We start from the raw sequence: 15,016 nt of genomic DNA on the forward strand, positions 1-15,016 counted from the left end.
GCAGCACTCCACCGGATTCCTGAAGACTGGATGGAGCCCGCCTTTGAAAAACTAAATGCAACTAAAGATTGTGAGGAGAAAATCGATCTATGAAGTTTAAGGTAACATCCGAATTATCCTATCAGTTCAACTCCCCGGGAACATTAATCCTAAACATTCATGCACTCAGAACTCCAGATCAAACCGTGCTGGAGGAGCTTCATCAAGTTGAACCTTATTTTAAGTCTCAGGAACTGGTATCAGCTCATGCTGAAAACAGGTTTATCAGGATTGAAATTGATACACCTTCACCCATTCATATTAAGTATGAGGCCCTTATAGAGAACGCAACTGCTTTCATACCAGCATCCGAACTCTATGAAGTACAAGTAAAAGATATGGATGCATTGGTGTTATCTTATTTGAATCCAAGCAGGTATTGCCAGTCTGATAAACTCTATCGCCTGGCAAATAACATGTTTGGCTATATTGATGGCGCTTTCAACAAGGTTTTGGCACTTACCGACTGGATTTATTACAACGTGGAATATTTAAGTGGATCTACTAACTCTCAGACCTCTGCCTACGATACTGTTACGGAACAAGCTGGTGTATGCCGTGACTTTGCACACTTAGGCATCGCCTTATGCAGGGCGTTAACTATTCCCGCCAGGTATTTCACCGGGTACTCCTACAAGCTTAGCCCTCCAGATTTTCATGCCTGCTTTGAAGCCTATTTAGGGGGCAAATGGATTATTTTTGATGCCACCAAACTATGTCCGCTAAATGGTCTGGTTAAAATTGCTACAGGAAGAGATGCTGCAGATACGGCCATTGCCAGCATCTTTGGTGATGTATTATTTACATCGATCCAGGTAGGATGCGAAATAGCGGATGAAAATTTTGTTCCTTTTCAGTACGATAAGGCTGATCTGAAGGGACTTGCGTATCTCTGAAAATTACAGTTAAACTATAAGTCGTCTGATCTGTTCATCCTAAAATGAAAAGATATATAACCTTTATTGGAGTGGCACTCATCACCCTGGTGATTGCCTCTCTTTTATACTTAAAGTTCAGAAAACTGGATGATTTTGAACCCCAGATTAAAGGGAAACTTCAAAAGCTTGTACATGATGCCTCCAAAGGCCTCTATCGGCTGGATATAGAAAAAATAAATGCCGATATCGTCGGTTCTAAGGTAATTTTTAGCAATGTGAACATTAGGTATGATTCATTAGTCTACGTGAAGCTCAGGGCAGCTAAACAAGCTCCTGCAGATGTCTTTAACATTCATTTGAATTCCCTTGCTTTGGATGGAATAACTCCGGAAGATTTAATCCGCAAAAAGGATATCCATCTCAACATTCTTTTAATCGAAAAGCCTGTCGTTCACGTGTACCATCATCAGCTTGATTATGAGCGTCCTAAGAAAGAAACCAGCGTTTATGATGTGGTGCACAAAGAAATTGGAAGCTTTGCATTGAATTCCCTTGACCTCAAACATGTGGAATTTATTTATCATCATGTGGCTTCCAAAGTGCAAACCAGCTTTAAAGATTTGAATGTCAGCCTCAAAGATATTCTCATTGATTCTAAAACTCAATCTGATACTACCCGTTTTCTGTATGCTAAAGACGCAACCCTGTCTTTAAAGGATTTTAAACATAAAACGGCTGATAGTCTGTATAATTTTAAGCTGGACAGTATCACTATCCTGGCTGCAAAAAATGAGGTGCAGATTCAGTCGCTCAGAATGGAGCCCCGCATAAGTAAGGCTGACTATCCTAAAGTGCTTAAATCAAGGAAGGACCGCTTTGATATCTTAATTCAGCATGTGGTTTTAGAAAATATAAACTGGTGGGCATTGCTTGCCGATGAAGGGATTTATGTGGACCATGCTTTCCTGTCTAAAGGCAAGATCGAAGTTTACACAGACCGTACCCTTCCCAGCAATGAAACTAAACTGGGTAATTATCCGCATCAGCAATTGTTTAAAACGGACCTTCCCATTGGGATCAAAAAAATAGATGCGGCTGACTTTGATATTTCCTATATTGAACGGAATCCCAAGACGTTGAAAACCGGAGGACTAGATTTTATCAGCACCCAAGCCACCCTAACCAACATCACCAACATCCCTTCCTGGATTAAAAAAGATGAGCAGTTTAAAATCGATGCTACCACTCGTTTTATGGATGAAGGCAAGCTGAAGGTTGGTTTTCGCTTTAATCTCAGGCGACAAAAAGAGGGCATATTTTCAGTTTCCGCTGAGATGGGCCCCATGTCGGGCCTTAAGTTGAATAAAGCCACCATTGGATTAGCAGCTGTTGAGATCAAGCAAGCTAACTTTACTCATTTAAAGGTAGATATAAATGGAAATAATGTGGAAGGAAAAGGGAAAATTTTAGTAACTTATTCCGATCTTAAAGTTGATGTGTTAAAAAAAGATGACAAGGGTAAGTTCAAAAAGCGAGGTTTGATTACCTTTATTGCCAACAACTTTAAAATTAAACAGCAGAATCCCAAGAAGGGTGAAAAAGCGAAGGCGGTGAATGCCTATTACAAAAAGCCGCCCGAAAAATCTTTTTTCGCTCTGATCTGGAAAACGATTTTTGCAGGAGTTAAGGAGTCTGCGGGACTATAATTGAATTTAAATAAATTAAAAAAATGAGCCAACCAATCATTACAGGAATCATGTCTTATGGCATGTCGGGAAAGGTATTTCATGCTCCTTTTATCCAGTCAAATACGCATTTTCAGTTACGGGGTGTTACCGAAAGGACAACTAAGAAAGTGAAGGAGGTCTATCCTGATGTGATTAGCTACGATACCATTGAGGAGTTGCTTGCTGATCCCAAAATAGAGTTAGTCATCGTCAATACCCCTAATAATACCCATTATGAGTTCGCCAAAAAGGCATTGGAAGCGGGGAAACATATCGTTGTGGAAAAACCTTTTGCTGCCAGTTCAGAGGAAGCAATGGAACTGTTCGAACTGGGTCGATCAAAGGGATTAAGGGTGCTGGTGTACCAAAACAGAAGATGGGATTCGGATTTTAACTCCGTAAAATCAGTACTGGAAAGTGGTAAATTGGGCACTCTGATCGAGATTCATTTTCGTTATGATCGGTATAGAAGTGAAATTAGCAAAAAATCGTTCAAGGAATTGCCTTTGCCGGCAAGTGGTTTAACGTACGACCTCGGCCCGCATCTGGTAGATCAGGTCATAAGTATGCTGGGTAAACCGGAATCATTCCATAAGTCTACCGGGATATTTAGAAAAGGTTCCCAGGTAGATGATTATGTTAATTTCCATTTCAAGTATCCGGGAAGCCTGAATGTTTTTGGTACAGCAAGTCTGCTAACCGCAGCACCTTTGCCTGCATTTGTGATTCATGGTACTAAGGGTACCTATATCAAAGTGAGAGCTGACGTTCAGGAAGATCAGTTACTGGTTGGAACTTTGCCAACAGCTGCAGATTATGGGATTGAAAAGGAGGGAGCGGAAGGTCAGTTGACCACTATTAACGATGCAGGGAAAACTATAGTAGAATACATTCCATCTTTAAAAGGAAATTACAGCCGTTTATTTGATGCTATCTACAATACGATTCGTAAAGATGTTCCTTATCCGATCACAGAAAATGATATTATGCTGCAAATGCAGATCCTGGAATCGAAATAAAAGCTTCATCTCTGTATAACAGATTTTATATAATACTATAATGACACTATAAATAGTCCATGTTGAGTCCGTGTTTTGCTGCAAAAACACGGACTCAACATGGATTTATTATACTTTCATGCTAAATTCTATTAGATTCATTTATGAATAATATATTAGAATTAATAAGTGTGAACACTTAACACAGTAAAGATGTTACCCGTAAATTAACCCATTTTGACATGAAAAAGCTATCCTCCGTCCTTCTTTTTATGGCTTTAATAGTCACAAGCTGTAGCAATAATTCATCCTCAACCAATCAGGAAGGATCTGATAGTACTACTCAAAATTCCTCCTTAGACCGTAACGACAGAAGTTTTTTATATAAAGCCGCTAACTCTTCCATGATGGAGTTTGAACTCAGCAAGATGGCATTGGCAAAATCAAGGAATGAACGAATTAAATCCTTTTCTTCAATGCTGATGAATGATCATACAGATGCGGAAGAAGAATTAAGAACAATTGCCAGTCAGAAAGGCCTTGCGTTGCCCACTTCATTAACTGCAGGTAGTAAGAAAGAGGTCGACAAATTGCAAAAGAAGGATGGGGTACAGTTCGATAAAGATTATATAAAAGTTGTTCTTTCATCGCATCGGAAGGCTGTGAGAGATTTTAAAGAGGCGACAAAGGATACCGAGGACTCAGATGTGAAAGATTTTGCGTCCCGCACTCTTCCAATATTAAATATGCATCTCGATTCCGCTAATGCTATAAATAAGGGGGTAAAAACCTTCGTAGAGCCCAATAACATTACAGAAGGGATGAAAACTAATCCTTTGAAATAGACCTATTCTGCCTCAGGAGGCGGTACAAGAAGAGTTAAACAGGAAGGTATAATTTCAGCCTGTATTTCTCTTACTTTTCCTATTATTTCGCCGTCAACTTGCAAGGTGGTTAATTTGGAAGCATGAATGTGTAATTTGCTGCAGCTGTGCACCTGTACATATTCGGAGGTTTGCAGTTTATTTCTAAACATCTTCCAGGCAATGGATAAAAGCTTGATTCGGGGGAAGGGTTTTACCACAACGAGCTCAAATTTACCATCATCAATCTTTCCAACAGGGTTAATTACGGCACCTGTGCCATATTTTGATGCATTTGCAAATGTTAGTGATACGGCATGAAGTTTAATCTTTTTGCCGTCTATTTCGATGATAAACTTGTTTTTCTTGATCAGGAAGACTTCCCTGAAAAGGTATTTTGCATAAATCCAGAGACCTCTTGCCGGGTCTTCTTCAAAGCGCTTTACAATTCGGGCATTTAAACCTACGTCTGCCAGGTGAATGCACACTTTATTATTGATTTTTAGTACATCGATATGCTGCTCAACTCCATCTGTGAGTAAACTTAGGGCATAATCTATTTTATTGCCAATTTTAAGTTCACTGGCCATTCCATTTGCTGATCCGGTAGGGATTATAAGCAGCGGTAAAGGAGTTTTGTGAATTAATGAGGCAATCAGGTTTATTGTTCCGTCTCCACCTGCAGCGGCAAGTATATCCGGTTTATAGTGATTGATTTTTTTAAGAATTTCTTTTTCTAAAATAGTTTCCGGGAGGTCGTAAATTAGGTATTCATAGTTTTTATTTTCAGCATCTGACTGAATTATGGTTTTAAGATTTTCCTCCAGACGACTTCCCGATTTGGTGTTTACTACAAATAAAACTTTCACAGCTAGATGCGTTATGTTTAACGACGTTTACGTCTTTATAACTGATCCTTAACCTCTAACAAAAACTTTTTCAACTTTTCAAGTGAATCAATTACTTTCTGATTCTCTTTAATTTCAGTTTTATTTGTTTTTAGATGGTCTTTAGCTCCGGATAGGGTGTAGCCTTTATCTTTTACCAAATGAAAAATTATTTTAAGATTTTCAACGTCTTCCGGGGAGAACAACCTATTGCCTTTTTTGTTCTTTTTAGGTTGGAGGATTTCAAATTCACGCTCATAAAATCTTATCTGTGAGGCGTTAACCTGAAACATTTCAGTAACTTCCCCCATGGTGTAATAGAGTTTGGTAATTTCTCTTTCTTTGTATGGCATATACAAATGTAGTACGAATTAGCAATATTTGACAGGAGTTTCGCCGAATAATGAATTGTAATATTTCAAAATCCAAATCTGCTATTAACTTTGCAAGCAAATAAGTATAGGATGACAACGAAGGAAATCAGAAATGGATTTTTAGATTTTTTTGCAGGAAAGGGCCATCAGGTAGTGCCATCTGCGCCAATTGTGGTAAAGAATGACCCTACATTGATGTTTACGAATGCGGGAATGAATCAGTTTAAAGATATATTTCTTGGTGAAGCAGCCGTAAAATATCCCCGTGTGGCTGATACGCAACGCTGTTTGCGGGTTTCGGGTAAACATAACGATCTGGAAGAAGTGGGAATTGATACCTATCATCATACCATGTTCGAAATGCTGGGAAACTGGAGTTTTGGTGACTACTTTAAAGAAGATGCAATTGCCTGGAGTTGGGAATTGCTGACTAAAGTATATGGAATAAACGAAAATCAAATATATGTTACTGTATTCCAGGGCGATGAAAAAGAAGGCTTGCCTAAAGATCAGGAAGCTTATGATTTCTGGAAGAAATGGATTGCAGAAGACCGCATTTTGCTTGGTAATAAGAAAGATAATTTCTGGGAAATGGGCGATACAGGACCATGTGGACCGTGCTCCGAAATCCATGTGGATTGTCGTCCAGATGAAGAGCGTGCTGCAGTAGATGGCAAAACGTTGGTTAATGCGGATCATCCACAGGTTATTGAGATCTGGAATAATGTATTTATGCAGTTTAACCGGCTCAAGGATGGTTCTTTGCAAACGCTTCCTGCACAACATGTGGATACGGGAATGGGGTTGGAGCGACTGGTACGCATCCTTCAGGGTAAATCATCTAATTATGATACAGATGTATTTCAACCACTAATTTCCTTTATTTCTAAAGAAAGTGACATCCCTTATCACCAGGGAGAAAGTGTGGCAAAGACTGATATTGCGATGCGGGTGATGTCCGATCATATCCGTGCTATTGCATTCGCAATAGCAGACGGCCAGTTGCCATCAAATGTGAAAGCTGGATATGTGATAAGACGGATACTTCGACGCGCTGTACGGTACGCATATAGCTTCCTTGAATTTAAAGATCCATTTATTAATAAACTGGTACCTATTTTGGCTGAGCAATTTGACGGGGTTTTCCCAGAGTTAAAGGCGCAGCAGGATTTTGTACAGAAGGTGATTCTGGAAGAGGAAATTTCTTTTTTAAGGACCCTTGCCGCAGGGATCCAGCGTTTTGAAAAATATAGTTCTACGGATCAGGTGGTAGAAGGCAACTTTGCATTTGAGTTGTACGATACATTTGGGTTTCCTATCGACCTGACTGATTTGATGGCGCGGGAAAATGGAATGACCGTTGACATGGAAGGCTTTTCTAAGGCCTTAGAGGCTCAGAAGGCTCGTTCAAGGGCTGCAACTGTTGTTGATACGTCGGATTGGATTAACGTTAATCCGGGTGACTCCAATGAGTTTGTGGGGTATGACCTTTCGGATGCACCTGCACAGATATTGAAGTACAGAAAAATTTCTTCGAAGGGCAAAGAGCAATACCAGTTAGTATTAGACCGGACACCTTTTTATGCGGAAAGTGGCGGACAGGTGGGCGACACAGGCGTATTAGTTGCTGAAGACGGTCAAGTGATCCGGATTACGGATACCAAAAAAGAAAATGCGTTGTTCATTCATTTTACTGATGAACTTCCTTCTTCCTCTAACCTGGAGGGTGTCTTTTCTGCAGTTGTAGATGCCGATAGAAGGACATATATCAAGAGTAATCACTCGGCGACACATCTTTTGCAGGCGGCTTTGCGCCAAGTGCTGGGTACACATGTTCAACAAAAAGGCTCGCTGGTTAATGCAGATACTTTACGGTTTGACTTTTCGCACTTTGCAAAGGTTACGGATGAAGAGTTGGCACAGGTTGAAGCAATAGTTAATAAAAAGATCCGGGAAAATATTTTCTTGAAAGAAGAGCGGAATGTTCCTATTCAGGATGCTGTTAAAAGGGGCGTAACGGCATTGTTTGGCGAGAAATACGGTGAATTTGTACGGATCATAACCTTTGATGAGGCCTATTCAAAGGAACTTTGTGGAGGCCTGCATGTTCAGGCAACTGGCGAAATAGGTTCCTTTAAAATAGTGTCGGAGAGTGCTGTTGCAGCAGGAGTGAGGAGAATTGAAGCGATTACAGGTCTTGGTGCAGAGCAATATTTTATTGACCAGACGCATCTTTTAAACCAGATCAAGGCGCTGTTAAAAAACCCGAAAGACCTTTCCAGGTCAATCGAATCTTTGTTGGAAGAGAATACTCTCCTTAAAAAGGAGATTGAGAAAAGTGTATTTGAACGGGTAGCGAACCTGAAAGATGAGTTAGCTGCTAAAGCTCAAAATATTAATGGGATCAATTTTATAGCGCAGCGTATTGACTTTGCTCATCCTGATGCAGTAAAAAACCTGGCTTTCTCTTTAAAGGAGATGGTAGAAAACTTATTTCTTGTACTTGCCTCGGAAGAAGCTGGTAAACCTGGTTTAACCGTTATTATCTCTGATAATTTGGTGAATACAAGAGGTCTGAATGCAGGAAACATTGTTCGTGAACTTGCTAAAAATATTCAAGGTGGAGGTGGAGGTCAACCTTTTTACGCAACTGCTGGTGGTAAGGACAGTTCAGGTTTGGATAAAGCACTACTACAGGCTAAGGAGCTTATCAGTAAAGCTTAGTTTTTATCGCTGAAAAGAACTTATATTTTTTTTGGAATCCTCAAAATACTAGCGGTATTTTGAGGATTCTTTATATTATGCTATTTCTACGGTTTTTTAATATGAGTGTTATCTGTGGGAAAGTACCTGCTTATGAATTAATACACTAAGTCATCTAGTCTTTGCACCACGTAAAGAATGGAAAATACTATGGAGAAATTCATCACCTTCATCATTATCAGCAACAAGAAAGAGGCTTTACAATTATGGGATGTTACCTTTCGCTCAATCCAGAAAAGTTATAATATCAATTAATTGATTTAATAATAAACGCAGTTCTCCGGTTTAATTGTCTGCCCTTTTCTGTTAGGTTATCGGCTATAGGGAGGCTTTTTCCATATCCTTTATAACTTAATCTGGATGCTTTTATATTGTTACCGATCAAATAGTTATAAACTTCTTTGGCGCGATTTTCTGAAAGCAATAAGTTAATTTTATCGGTGCCGACGTTATCGGTGTGGCCATTTATTTCGATACTTACTGTTGAATTTTCATTTAGAAAACGAATCAAGATAGCCAGGTCAGATTTGGATTCCGGAAGAAGACTGAACTTATCGGTGTCAAAGAATATATTCTTTAATGTGGCTTCTTCCTGTACTTTAATCGGTTTCAGTTTTACATCAAGAATAAAAGGAGCCCGGTCATTTTGAGTTTCCAGTGCCAAGTTTTCTGAATAAACCATATATCCTTTTTTGAATATAGTCAGTCCATATTTAGAATCCTGAGGCAAGGTAGCCAGGAACTTCCCATTATTGTCTTCATCATCTTCAAATGCTGGCTTTCCTGTTTTAAGATCAACTATCGTAACCTGGGCAGATAATGCCTTTTGGGTATCAAAGTCAGTGATGCTACCCTTTACGTAGGTTACTTTTTTAGGTTTGAATGCTTCATTCAATTGGAATGAATAGATATCCATACCGCCATAACCGCCTTTAATATCTGAGGAGTAGTAGGCTGTATTTCCATCTGTGCTCACCATAAAACCACTTTGTTCTTTGGCTGTATTGATGGGGTATCCCAGATTTGTGGGTTGCTTCCATTGCCCGTTATCTTCCTGAACACTCATAAATATGTCTTGCTTCCCTAATCCTGGCCAACCTTCGGATGAAAAGTAAAGGGTTCTATTGTCGGGATGTATATATGGCGAATGCTCATCGTAAGGGGTATTGATATTTGGACCGAGGTTTTTGGGTTCAGACCACCCTCCGTCAGGTTTTAGTTCTGCACACCAAATGTCATTACCTCCATAGCCTCCTTTTCTGTTGCTTACAAAGTAGAGCCTTTTGCCATCTGCATTCAGTGCAGGTTGCGATTCCCATGCATCTGTATTCAATGGGTAACCGGGATTATAGGGCACACTCCAGTCTTTTCCATTCTTTTTACTGAGGTATATATCGCAACTCCCTTGGCCGTCGGGTCGGTTGCAAGCCGTAAAAAATAAGTAGATGCCATCAGGAGAAATGCATTGGGCACCTTCGTTATATTCTTCCGTATTGATATTGGAGCTTAATGAGGTGGCAGGTTTCCATCCTTTAGGGGTCTTTTCACTCTCATAAAAATCTTCATTGTTTTTGGTTCGCCTGGTAAATATAATCTGTTCATTATCAGCAGTAATGCTGGGGAAATACTCCTGATTAGGGGTGTTGATACTCGCACCCAGATTGATGGGATCAAAATGAACGGGTTTGCGTACTGCATCCATTCCGTACTCGCAGTCCAGGATATATTTCTCTATTTGTAATTTGCTTTTGTCTGTCAGTTTGGGCGATTGGGCATATTTCGTAAACCAAGGCAATGCTTCGGCATAGTTGCCACTGTAGAAATTGCTAATAGCAAGGCCATAAAAGGTTAACGAATTGAAGTTGGGGTTTATCTTCAGCACTGATTCGTAGCTTGTCTTAGCCTCTGTATAGGCTTCAGTGAGCCGGTAGATATCACCTAATTGCTGATAAGCTGATGCGAAGTGAGGATCTTCCTGTATTGCTTTTTGCAGCAGGGTAATCGCATCGCTGTATTGTTTTTTACGAATATGCGAGCCCGCCTGTTCATAGGCTTGCTTGGCAGAACGAACTTGTGTGATTTCCGGTTGCTGCGCATCTATCGTCAGGCTATATATGACGAAGAATCCTGTTAATAAAAGCTGATGCGAATAGAACATTTCGCCTAATATAGGAGAGTTATTTTACATATAGTTAATGAAGAAATAATTTCATATGTTCTTATTACCTGACAGTCGCTGTAAGACAGATTTTTATAAGTCGTAACGCTGCTGTAAAATCATCTGCCAGTAGCTATGATATGGGGGCATGGCACACATGAAGGGTTATTTCCTATTAAGGGATATTCAGGAATTTATGGGTTTGAAGAGAAATTTCCCATCTTGGATTTGCTTTCACGTAATCAATGATCAAAGGGATGATTTCCTGCGACTTAGACCACTCAGGTTGAAGATAAAGCTTGCAGCCTTCTGAAACAAGGTCCGCATGATTTTCTGCCCATGCAAAGTCACTTTTGTTAAATACAATTACTTTAAGTTCTCCAGCATGTGGGTATATAGAGGGATCAGGTGATTTGAATTTCTTTGGAGATAAACAAATCCAGTCCCAAAAGCCAGATAAAGGGTAGGCACCTGAAGTTTCCACAAAAGTTTTAATGCCTTTATTCTGAAGTTCAGTGGTCAGATAATCAAGATTATACATTAGGGGTTCACCACCTGTAATCACTACAGCCTTTCCTGGATACTTCTCCGCATTGGCTACAATTTGATCTACTGGGGTAAGGGGATGAATCGATGCATCCCAGCTTTCTTTGACGTCGCACCAATGGCAACCTACATCACAACCTCCAAGCCTAATAAAATAGGCTGCTTTTCCACTATGGTAACCTTCGCCCTGTATGGTGTAAAACTCCTCCATTAATGGGAGTAAGGTTCCGTCTTCCGGTACTTTTTGAATCATTTTATTGTTAAGGCTGCAAATATACTTATTGAAATAAAAGATATAGGCAGTGAAATGTCATTATTATTTTAGTAAATACAATCTATTAAGAGAGACCTCATTTGAATAGCCCAAGATAACTCAGAAATTTAAATATTTATCTGTTGAGTAATGTGATTTTGCTTAATCACATTGACTGAACTATAACTATTGTTGTTTTGTTGTGATCAGTCAAAACTGCGGAAAGGTAAAATTAGTTACCTTATTATTAGTTTTTCTAGCTTAATCACCCCAGATGCCTAATAAATAATTAGGAGGTTTCAGAGTATCGCTGCATCTAGCTTTAATTAAGGATAGATCTCTTTTTTGGCAGATGCTAATGTGTTCTTTAATAAACCAACTATCGTCATCAATCCAACTCCTCCTGGTACAGGTGAGATCCAGGATGTTTTAGGTGCTACGTTTACAAAGTCAACATCACCATATAATTTAAATCCTGATTTGGTCGTCGTAGATACTTCTGTGTTAATTCCTACATCAATTACTACAGCTCCTGGTTTAACCATGTCTTCTGTGATGAAGTTCTTTTTGCCAATTGCTGCAATGATGATATCTGCAGAGCGGACAACATCTTTGAGGTCTTTGGTACGACTATGTGTTAGTGTTACCGTACAGTTACCCGGATAATCATTTCGGGCCATCAGGATACTGATGGGACTGCCCACTATATTACTTCTGCCAACTACCACACAATGTTTTCCCGATGTTTCAATTTTATATTCTTCCAGCATCATCAGGATGCCATAAGGAGTAGCAGGAACAAAACAAGGCAGGTCGCGCATCATTCTTCCTAAGTTGACAGGATGGAACCCATCTACATCTTTTCGGAAATCAATTGCTTCTGTAACTTTTTCAGGGTCAATATGTTTAGGTAATGGTAGCTGAACAATAAGTCCATCTACTTCTTGGTCCCTATTTATTTCTTTAATCTTGGCTAATAGTTCAGATTCACTTACCGAAGTATCGTAACGATAGAGCGAGGATTTAAATCCAACCTTCTCACAATTCCTCATCTTACTGGCAACGTAAGTTTCGCTACCACCATCATGACCCACTAAAATAGCGACAAGATGGGGCTTTCTGCCAAGGATTGCCAGTACTCCGGCTGCCTCAGCTGTTATTTCTTCTTTAAGTTTTTCGGATACGAATTTACCGTCTAATAACTGCATGGTTCAATTATAGCAATTTGCTGAATTTAAAATGATTTAATCTAACTTAAGTACGGCCATAAATGCGGATTGAGGAATCTCTACATTACCAACCTGGCGCATCCGCTTCTTACCTTTTTTCTGTTTCTCAAGCAATTTACGCTTACGTGAAATATCACCACCATAACATTTAGCGGTTACATCCTTTCGTAAAGCCTTTACTGTTTCGCGGGCAATTACTTTGGCACCAATAGAGGCCTGGATAATAATCTCAAACTGCTGTCTTGGGATAAGCTCTCTTAGCTTTTCACAGATCCGCTTTCCGAAATCATATGAGTTTGCACGGTGGATTAATGAGGATAAAGCATCAACAGGTTCACTGTTTAAGCGAATGTCTAATCGTACCAGGTCTGATTTGCGGTAACCTATCTGATGGTAGTCAAATGAGGCATATCCTTTGGATATAGTTTTTAACCGGTCATAGAAGTCAAATACAATTTCTCCCATTGGAAGCTCAAAGACTAACTCCACACGATTTGAGGTCAGGTAAGATTGATTGACGATGATCCCTCTTTTTTGTATACAAAGGGACATGATCGGACCAACGAATTCTGATTTAGTGATGATGTTCGCTTTTATATAAGGTTCTTCAACAGAATCTATTTTACTTGGATCGGGAAGATCCGAAGGATTATTCACATGAACTACTTCCTGACGAGTGGTATGAGCAATATAGGAAACGTTGGGGACTGTCGTAATTACAGTCATATCAAATTCCCTTTCCAGTCTTTCCTGGATGATTTCCATATGGAGCATGCCAAGAAATCCGCAACGGAAGCCAAATCCTAAAGCGGCAGATGATTCGGGTTCAAATACAATGGAGGCATCATTCAACTGCAGTTTATGCATGCTTTCGCGCAACTCTTCAAAGTCATCAGTATCTACTGGATAGATCCCTGCAAATACCATGGGTTTCACTTCCTCAAAACCTTGGATGGCATCAGTAGAGGGGCGGTCAACTTTAGTAATGGTATCACCCACTTTAACTTCACGGGCTTCTTTGATTCCAGAAATAATATATCCTACGTCACCCGTCTTTACCACATCCCTTGGTTCCTGGTTAAGTTTTAAGATCCCAACCTCGTCTGCAATATATTCCTTGCCTGTAGCAATGAATTTAACCTTATCGCCCTTTCTTATCTCTCCATGCACTACTTTAAAATAGGCAATGATACCACGGAAAGAGTTAAACACTGAGTCAAATATCAATGCTTGTAATGCACCTGTTTCATTTCCTTTAGGGGCAGGTACGCGACTTACAATAGCTTCTAATATTTCATGAACGCCAAGTCCGGTTTTACCCGAAGCAGGTATAATGTCTTCCCGCTTGCAACCTATAAGTTCTATGATCTGATCTTTCACTTCCTCGGGCATTGCTCCTGGGAGATCCATTTTATTTAAGATGGGGATAATTTCCAGGTCATGCTCTAAAGCCAGATAAAGGTTAGAGATGGTTTGAGCCTGAATTCCCTGGGACGCGTCTACTATTAATAAGGCGCCTTCGCATGCCGCGATAGAACGGGAAACTTCATATGAAAAGTCAACATGTCCCGGTGTATCTATCAGGTTAAATATGTAGTCTTCGCCATTAAGGCTATAGTTCATTTGTATAGCATGGCTCTTGATCGTGATCCCTCGTTCACGTTCCAAATCCATGTTGTCAAGCAATTGAGCCTGCGCGTCACGCTTGCTGATGGTATTAGTATATTCTAATAACCGATCGGCCAGAGTACTCTTGCCATGATCGATATGTGCAATGATGCAAAAATTACGGATATTCTTCATTCGTAGTGCAAAGATAATTGATTGATGTTACATTTTCGTCAGATGTGACAGAAAGGCGTATAAACTCAAATTTGGGCCTGATTATAAGAATTAGTGCTGCGAAATTATATTTTGTCCTATTTGTAACTTATTGTTAATGATTGGCTTTTAAGTTGTTAAATCAATTATCACTTCATGTAAGCCTAGAATAGAGTAAATTAATGGCTCTAATAGCAAAATTAAATTCTGAATTGCTAACTAATATGCTATAATGTAATGTTTTATATTGAATTATGTAAATAGTTAGTTTAATACGATTTATTAGGCTTCATAGCGATGCCATGTTTTTGAAAAGTCATCATTCATGCTTTCAAACCTGCTTACAACAGTAGAAATGAACTCTTCATCCAGCAGTTCAAAGACTCCGTTTAAGCCATTTAATAAATCTATTTCCGCTAATTTATAGGTTTGCTCCAAATTTCCTTTCTCAAATTTTATGATGAATTTGCTGTTCATTGA

At 39.5% G+C, this 15,016-nt stretch carries 12 protein-coding genes; 5 read left to right on the forward strand and 7 right to left on the reverse strand.

Features of this window, described 5'->3' with window-relative positions; translation table 11 throughout:
• Positions 1-89: 89 nt before the first annotated feature.
• The 4 genes from ADIARSV_RS06435 (at position 90) to ADIARSV_RS06450 (ending at position 4,487) form a co-directional block, all read left to right on the forward strand.
• Positions 90-935 carry a transglutaminase-like domain-containing protein gene (locus tag ADIARSV_RS06435; RefSeq protein WP_016194622.1) on the forward strand — a complete coding sequence of 282 codons (846 nt, stop codon included), beginning with the start codon at positions 90-92 and terminating at the stop codon, positions 933-935.
• Between the two features lie 44 nt (positions 936-979).
• Complete coding sequence (locus tag ADIARSV_RS06440; RefSeq protein ID WP_016194623.1) at positions 980-2,623, forward strand: AsmA family protein; 1,644 nt, start codon at positions 980-982, stop codon at positions 2,621-2,623.
• A gap of 23 nt (positions 2,624-2,646) precedes the next feature.
• Complete coding sequence (locus ADIARSV_RS06445) at positions 2,647-3,663, forward strand: Gfo/Idh/MocA family oxidoreductase (protein WP_016194624.1); 1,017 nt, start codon at positions 2,647-2,649, stop codon at positions 3,661-3,663.
• Positions 3,664-3,884: 221 nt separating this feature from the next.
• On the forward strand, positions 3,885-4,487 hold the full coding sequence (locus ADIARSV_RS06450; protein ID WP_016194625.1) for a DUF4142 domain-containing protein: 603 nt from the start codon (positions 3,885-3,887) through the stop codon (positions 4,485-4,487).
• Between the two features lie 2 nt (positions 4,488-4,489).
• On the opposite strand, the gene ADIARSV_RS06455 is transcribed toward ADIARSV_RS06450, so the two are convergent.
• Positions 4,490-5,374, reverse strand: a complete 885-nt coding sequence (locus ADIARSV_RS06455; protein ID WP_016194626.1) for a diacylglycerol/lipid kinase family protein — start codon at positions 5,372-5,374, stop codon at positions 4,490-4,492.
• Positions 5,375-5,409: 35 nt separating this feature from the next.
• On the reverse strand, positions 5,410-5,745 hold the full coding sequence (locus ADIARSV_RS06460) for a MerR family transcriptional regulator (RefSeq protein ID WP_016194627.1): 336 nt from the start codon (positions 5,743-5,745) through the stop codon (positions 5,410-5,412).
• Positions 5,746-5,856: 111 nt separating this feature from the next.
• Here ADIARSV_RS06460 and alaS point away from each other — a divergent pair, with 111 nt between their 5' ends.
• Positions 5,857-8,490 (forward strand): alanine--tRNA ligase, encoded by a 2,634-nt coding sequence (alaS, locus tag ADIARSV_RS06465; protein ID WP_016194628.1) that lies wholly within the window; start codon positions 5,857-5,859, stop codon positions 8,488-8,490.
• 286 nt (positions 8,491-8,776) lie between these two features.
• Here the strand turns inward: alaS and ADIARSV_RS06470 are convergent, their stop codons facing one another.
• From ADIARSV_RS06470 to ADIARSV_RS06490, 5 genes are all read right to left on the reverse strand, one after another.
• On the reverse strand, positions 8,777-10,687 hold the full coding sequence (locus tag ADIARSV_RS06470; protein WP_016194630.1) for an OmpA family protein: 1,911 nt from the start codon (positions 10,685-10,687) through the stop codon (positions 8,777-8,779).
• Between the two features lie 175 nt (positions 10,688-10,862).
• Entirely contained in the window at positions 10,863-11,486 is a 624-nt protein-coding gene (locus ADIARSV_RS06475) for a 7-carboxy-7-deazaguanine synthase QueE (protein WP_016194631.1), read from the reverse strand.
• Between the two features lie 326 nt (positions 11,487-11,812).
• Positions 11,813-12,694: a bifunctional 5,10-methylenetetrahydrofolate dehydrogenase/5,10-methenyltetrahydrofolate cyclohydrolase gene (locus ADIARSV_RS06480; protein ID WP_016194632.1), complete on the reverse strand. Its 882-nt coding sequence runs from the start codon at positions 12,692-12,694 to the stop codon at positions 11,813-11,815.
• A gap of 36 nt (positions 12,695-12,730) precedes the next feature.
• The gene (gene lepA, locus ADIARSV_RS06485; protein ID WP_016194633.1) at positions 12,731-14,518 is read right to left on the reverse strand and encodes a translation elongation factor 4; all 1,788 of its coding nucleotides are present in this window, start codon (positions 14,516-14,518) and stop codon (positions 12,731-12,733) included.
• 300 nt (positions 14,519-14,818) lie between these two features.
• Positions 14,819-15,013, reverse strand: a complete 195-nt coding sequence (locus ADIARSV_RS06490; protein WP_016194634.1) for a hypothetical protein — start codon at positions 15,011-15,013, stop codon at positions 14,819-14,821.
• Between the last annotated feature and the right edge of the window lie 3 nt (positions 15,014-15,016).

The organism is Arcticibacter svalbardensis MN12-7 (assembly GCF_000403135.1).
Lineage (GTDB): Bacteria > Bacteroidota > Bacteroidia > Sphingobacteriales > Sphingobacteriaceae > Arcticibacter > Arcticibacter svalbardensis.

Excerpts from the sequence above, each read along its gene's own strand:
- ADIARSV_RS06490 (WP_016194634.1), bottom strand. The coding sequence starts at position 15,013 with ATGAACAGCAAATTCATCATAAAATTTGAGAAAGGAAATTTGGAGCAA.
- ADIARSV_RS06470 (WP_016194630.1), bottom strand. The coding sequence starts at position 10,687 with ATGTTCTATTCGCATCAGCTTTTATTAACAGGATTCTTCGTCATATAT.
- ADIARSV_RS06450 (WP_016194625.1), top strand. The coding sequence starts at position 3,885 with ATGAAAAAGCTATCCTCCGTCCTTCTTTTTATGGCTTTAATAGTCACA.
- alaS (WP_016194628.1), top strand. The coding sequence starts at position 5,857 with ATGACAACGAAGGAAATCAGAAATGGATTTTTAGATTTTTTTGCAGGA.
- ADIARSV_RS06435 (WP_016194622.1), top strand. The coding sequence starts at position 90 with ATGAAGTTTAAGGTAACATCCGAATTATCCTATCAGTTCAACTCCCCG.
- ADIARSV_RS06445 (WP_016194624.1), top strand. The coding sequence starts at position 2,647 with ATGAGCCAACCAATCATTACAGGAATCATGTCTTATGGCATGTCGGGA.
- ADIARSV_RS06475 (WP_016194631.1), bottom strand. The coding sequence starts at position 11,486 with ATGATTCAAAAAGTACCGGAAGACGGAACCTTACTCCCATTAATGGAG.
- ADIARSV_RS06440 (WP_016194623.1), top strand. The coding sequence starts at position 980 with ATGAAAAGATATATAACCTTTATTGGAGTGGCACTCATCACCCTGGTG.
- lepA (WP_016194633.1), bottom strand. The coding sequence starts at position 14,518 with ATGAAGAATATCCGTAATTTTTGCATCATTGCACATATCGATCATGGC.
- ADIARSV_RS06480 (WP_016194632.1), bottom strand. The coding sequence starts at position 12,694 with ATGCAGTTATTAGACGGTAAATTCGTATCCGAAAAACTTAAAGAAGAA.
- ADIARSV_RS06460 (WP_016194627.1), bottom strand. The coding sequence starts at position 5,745 with ATGCCATACAAAGAAAGAGAAATTACCAAACTCTATTACACCATGGGG.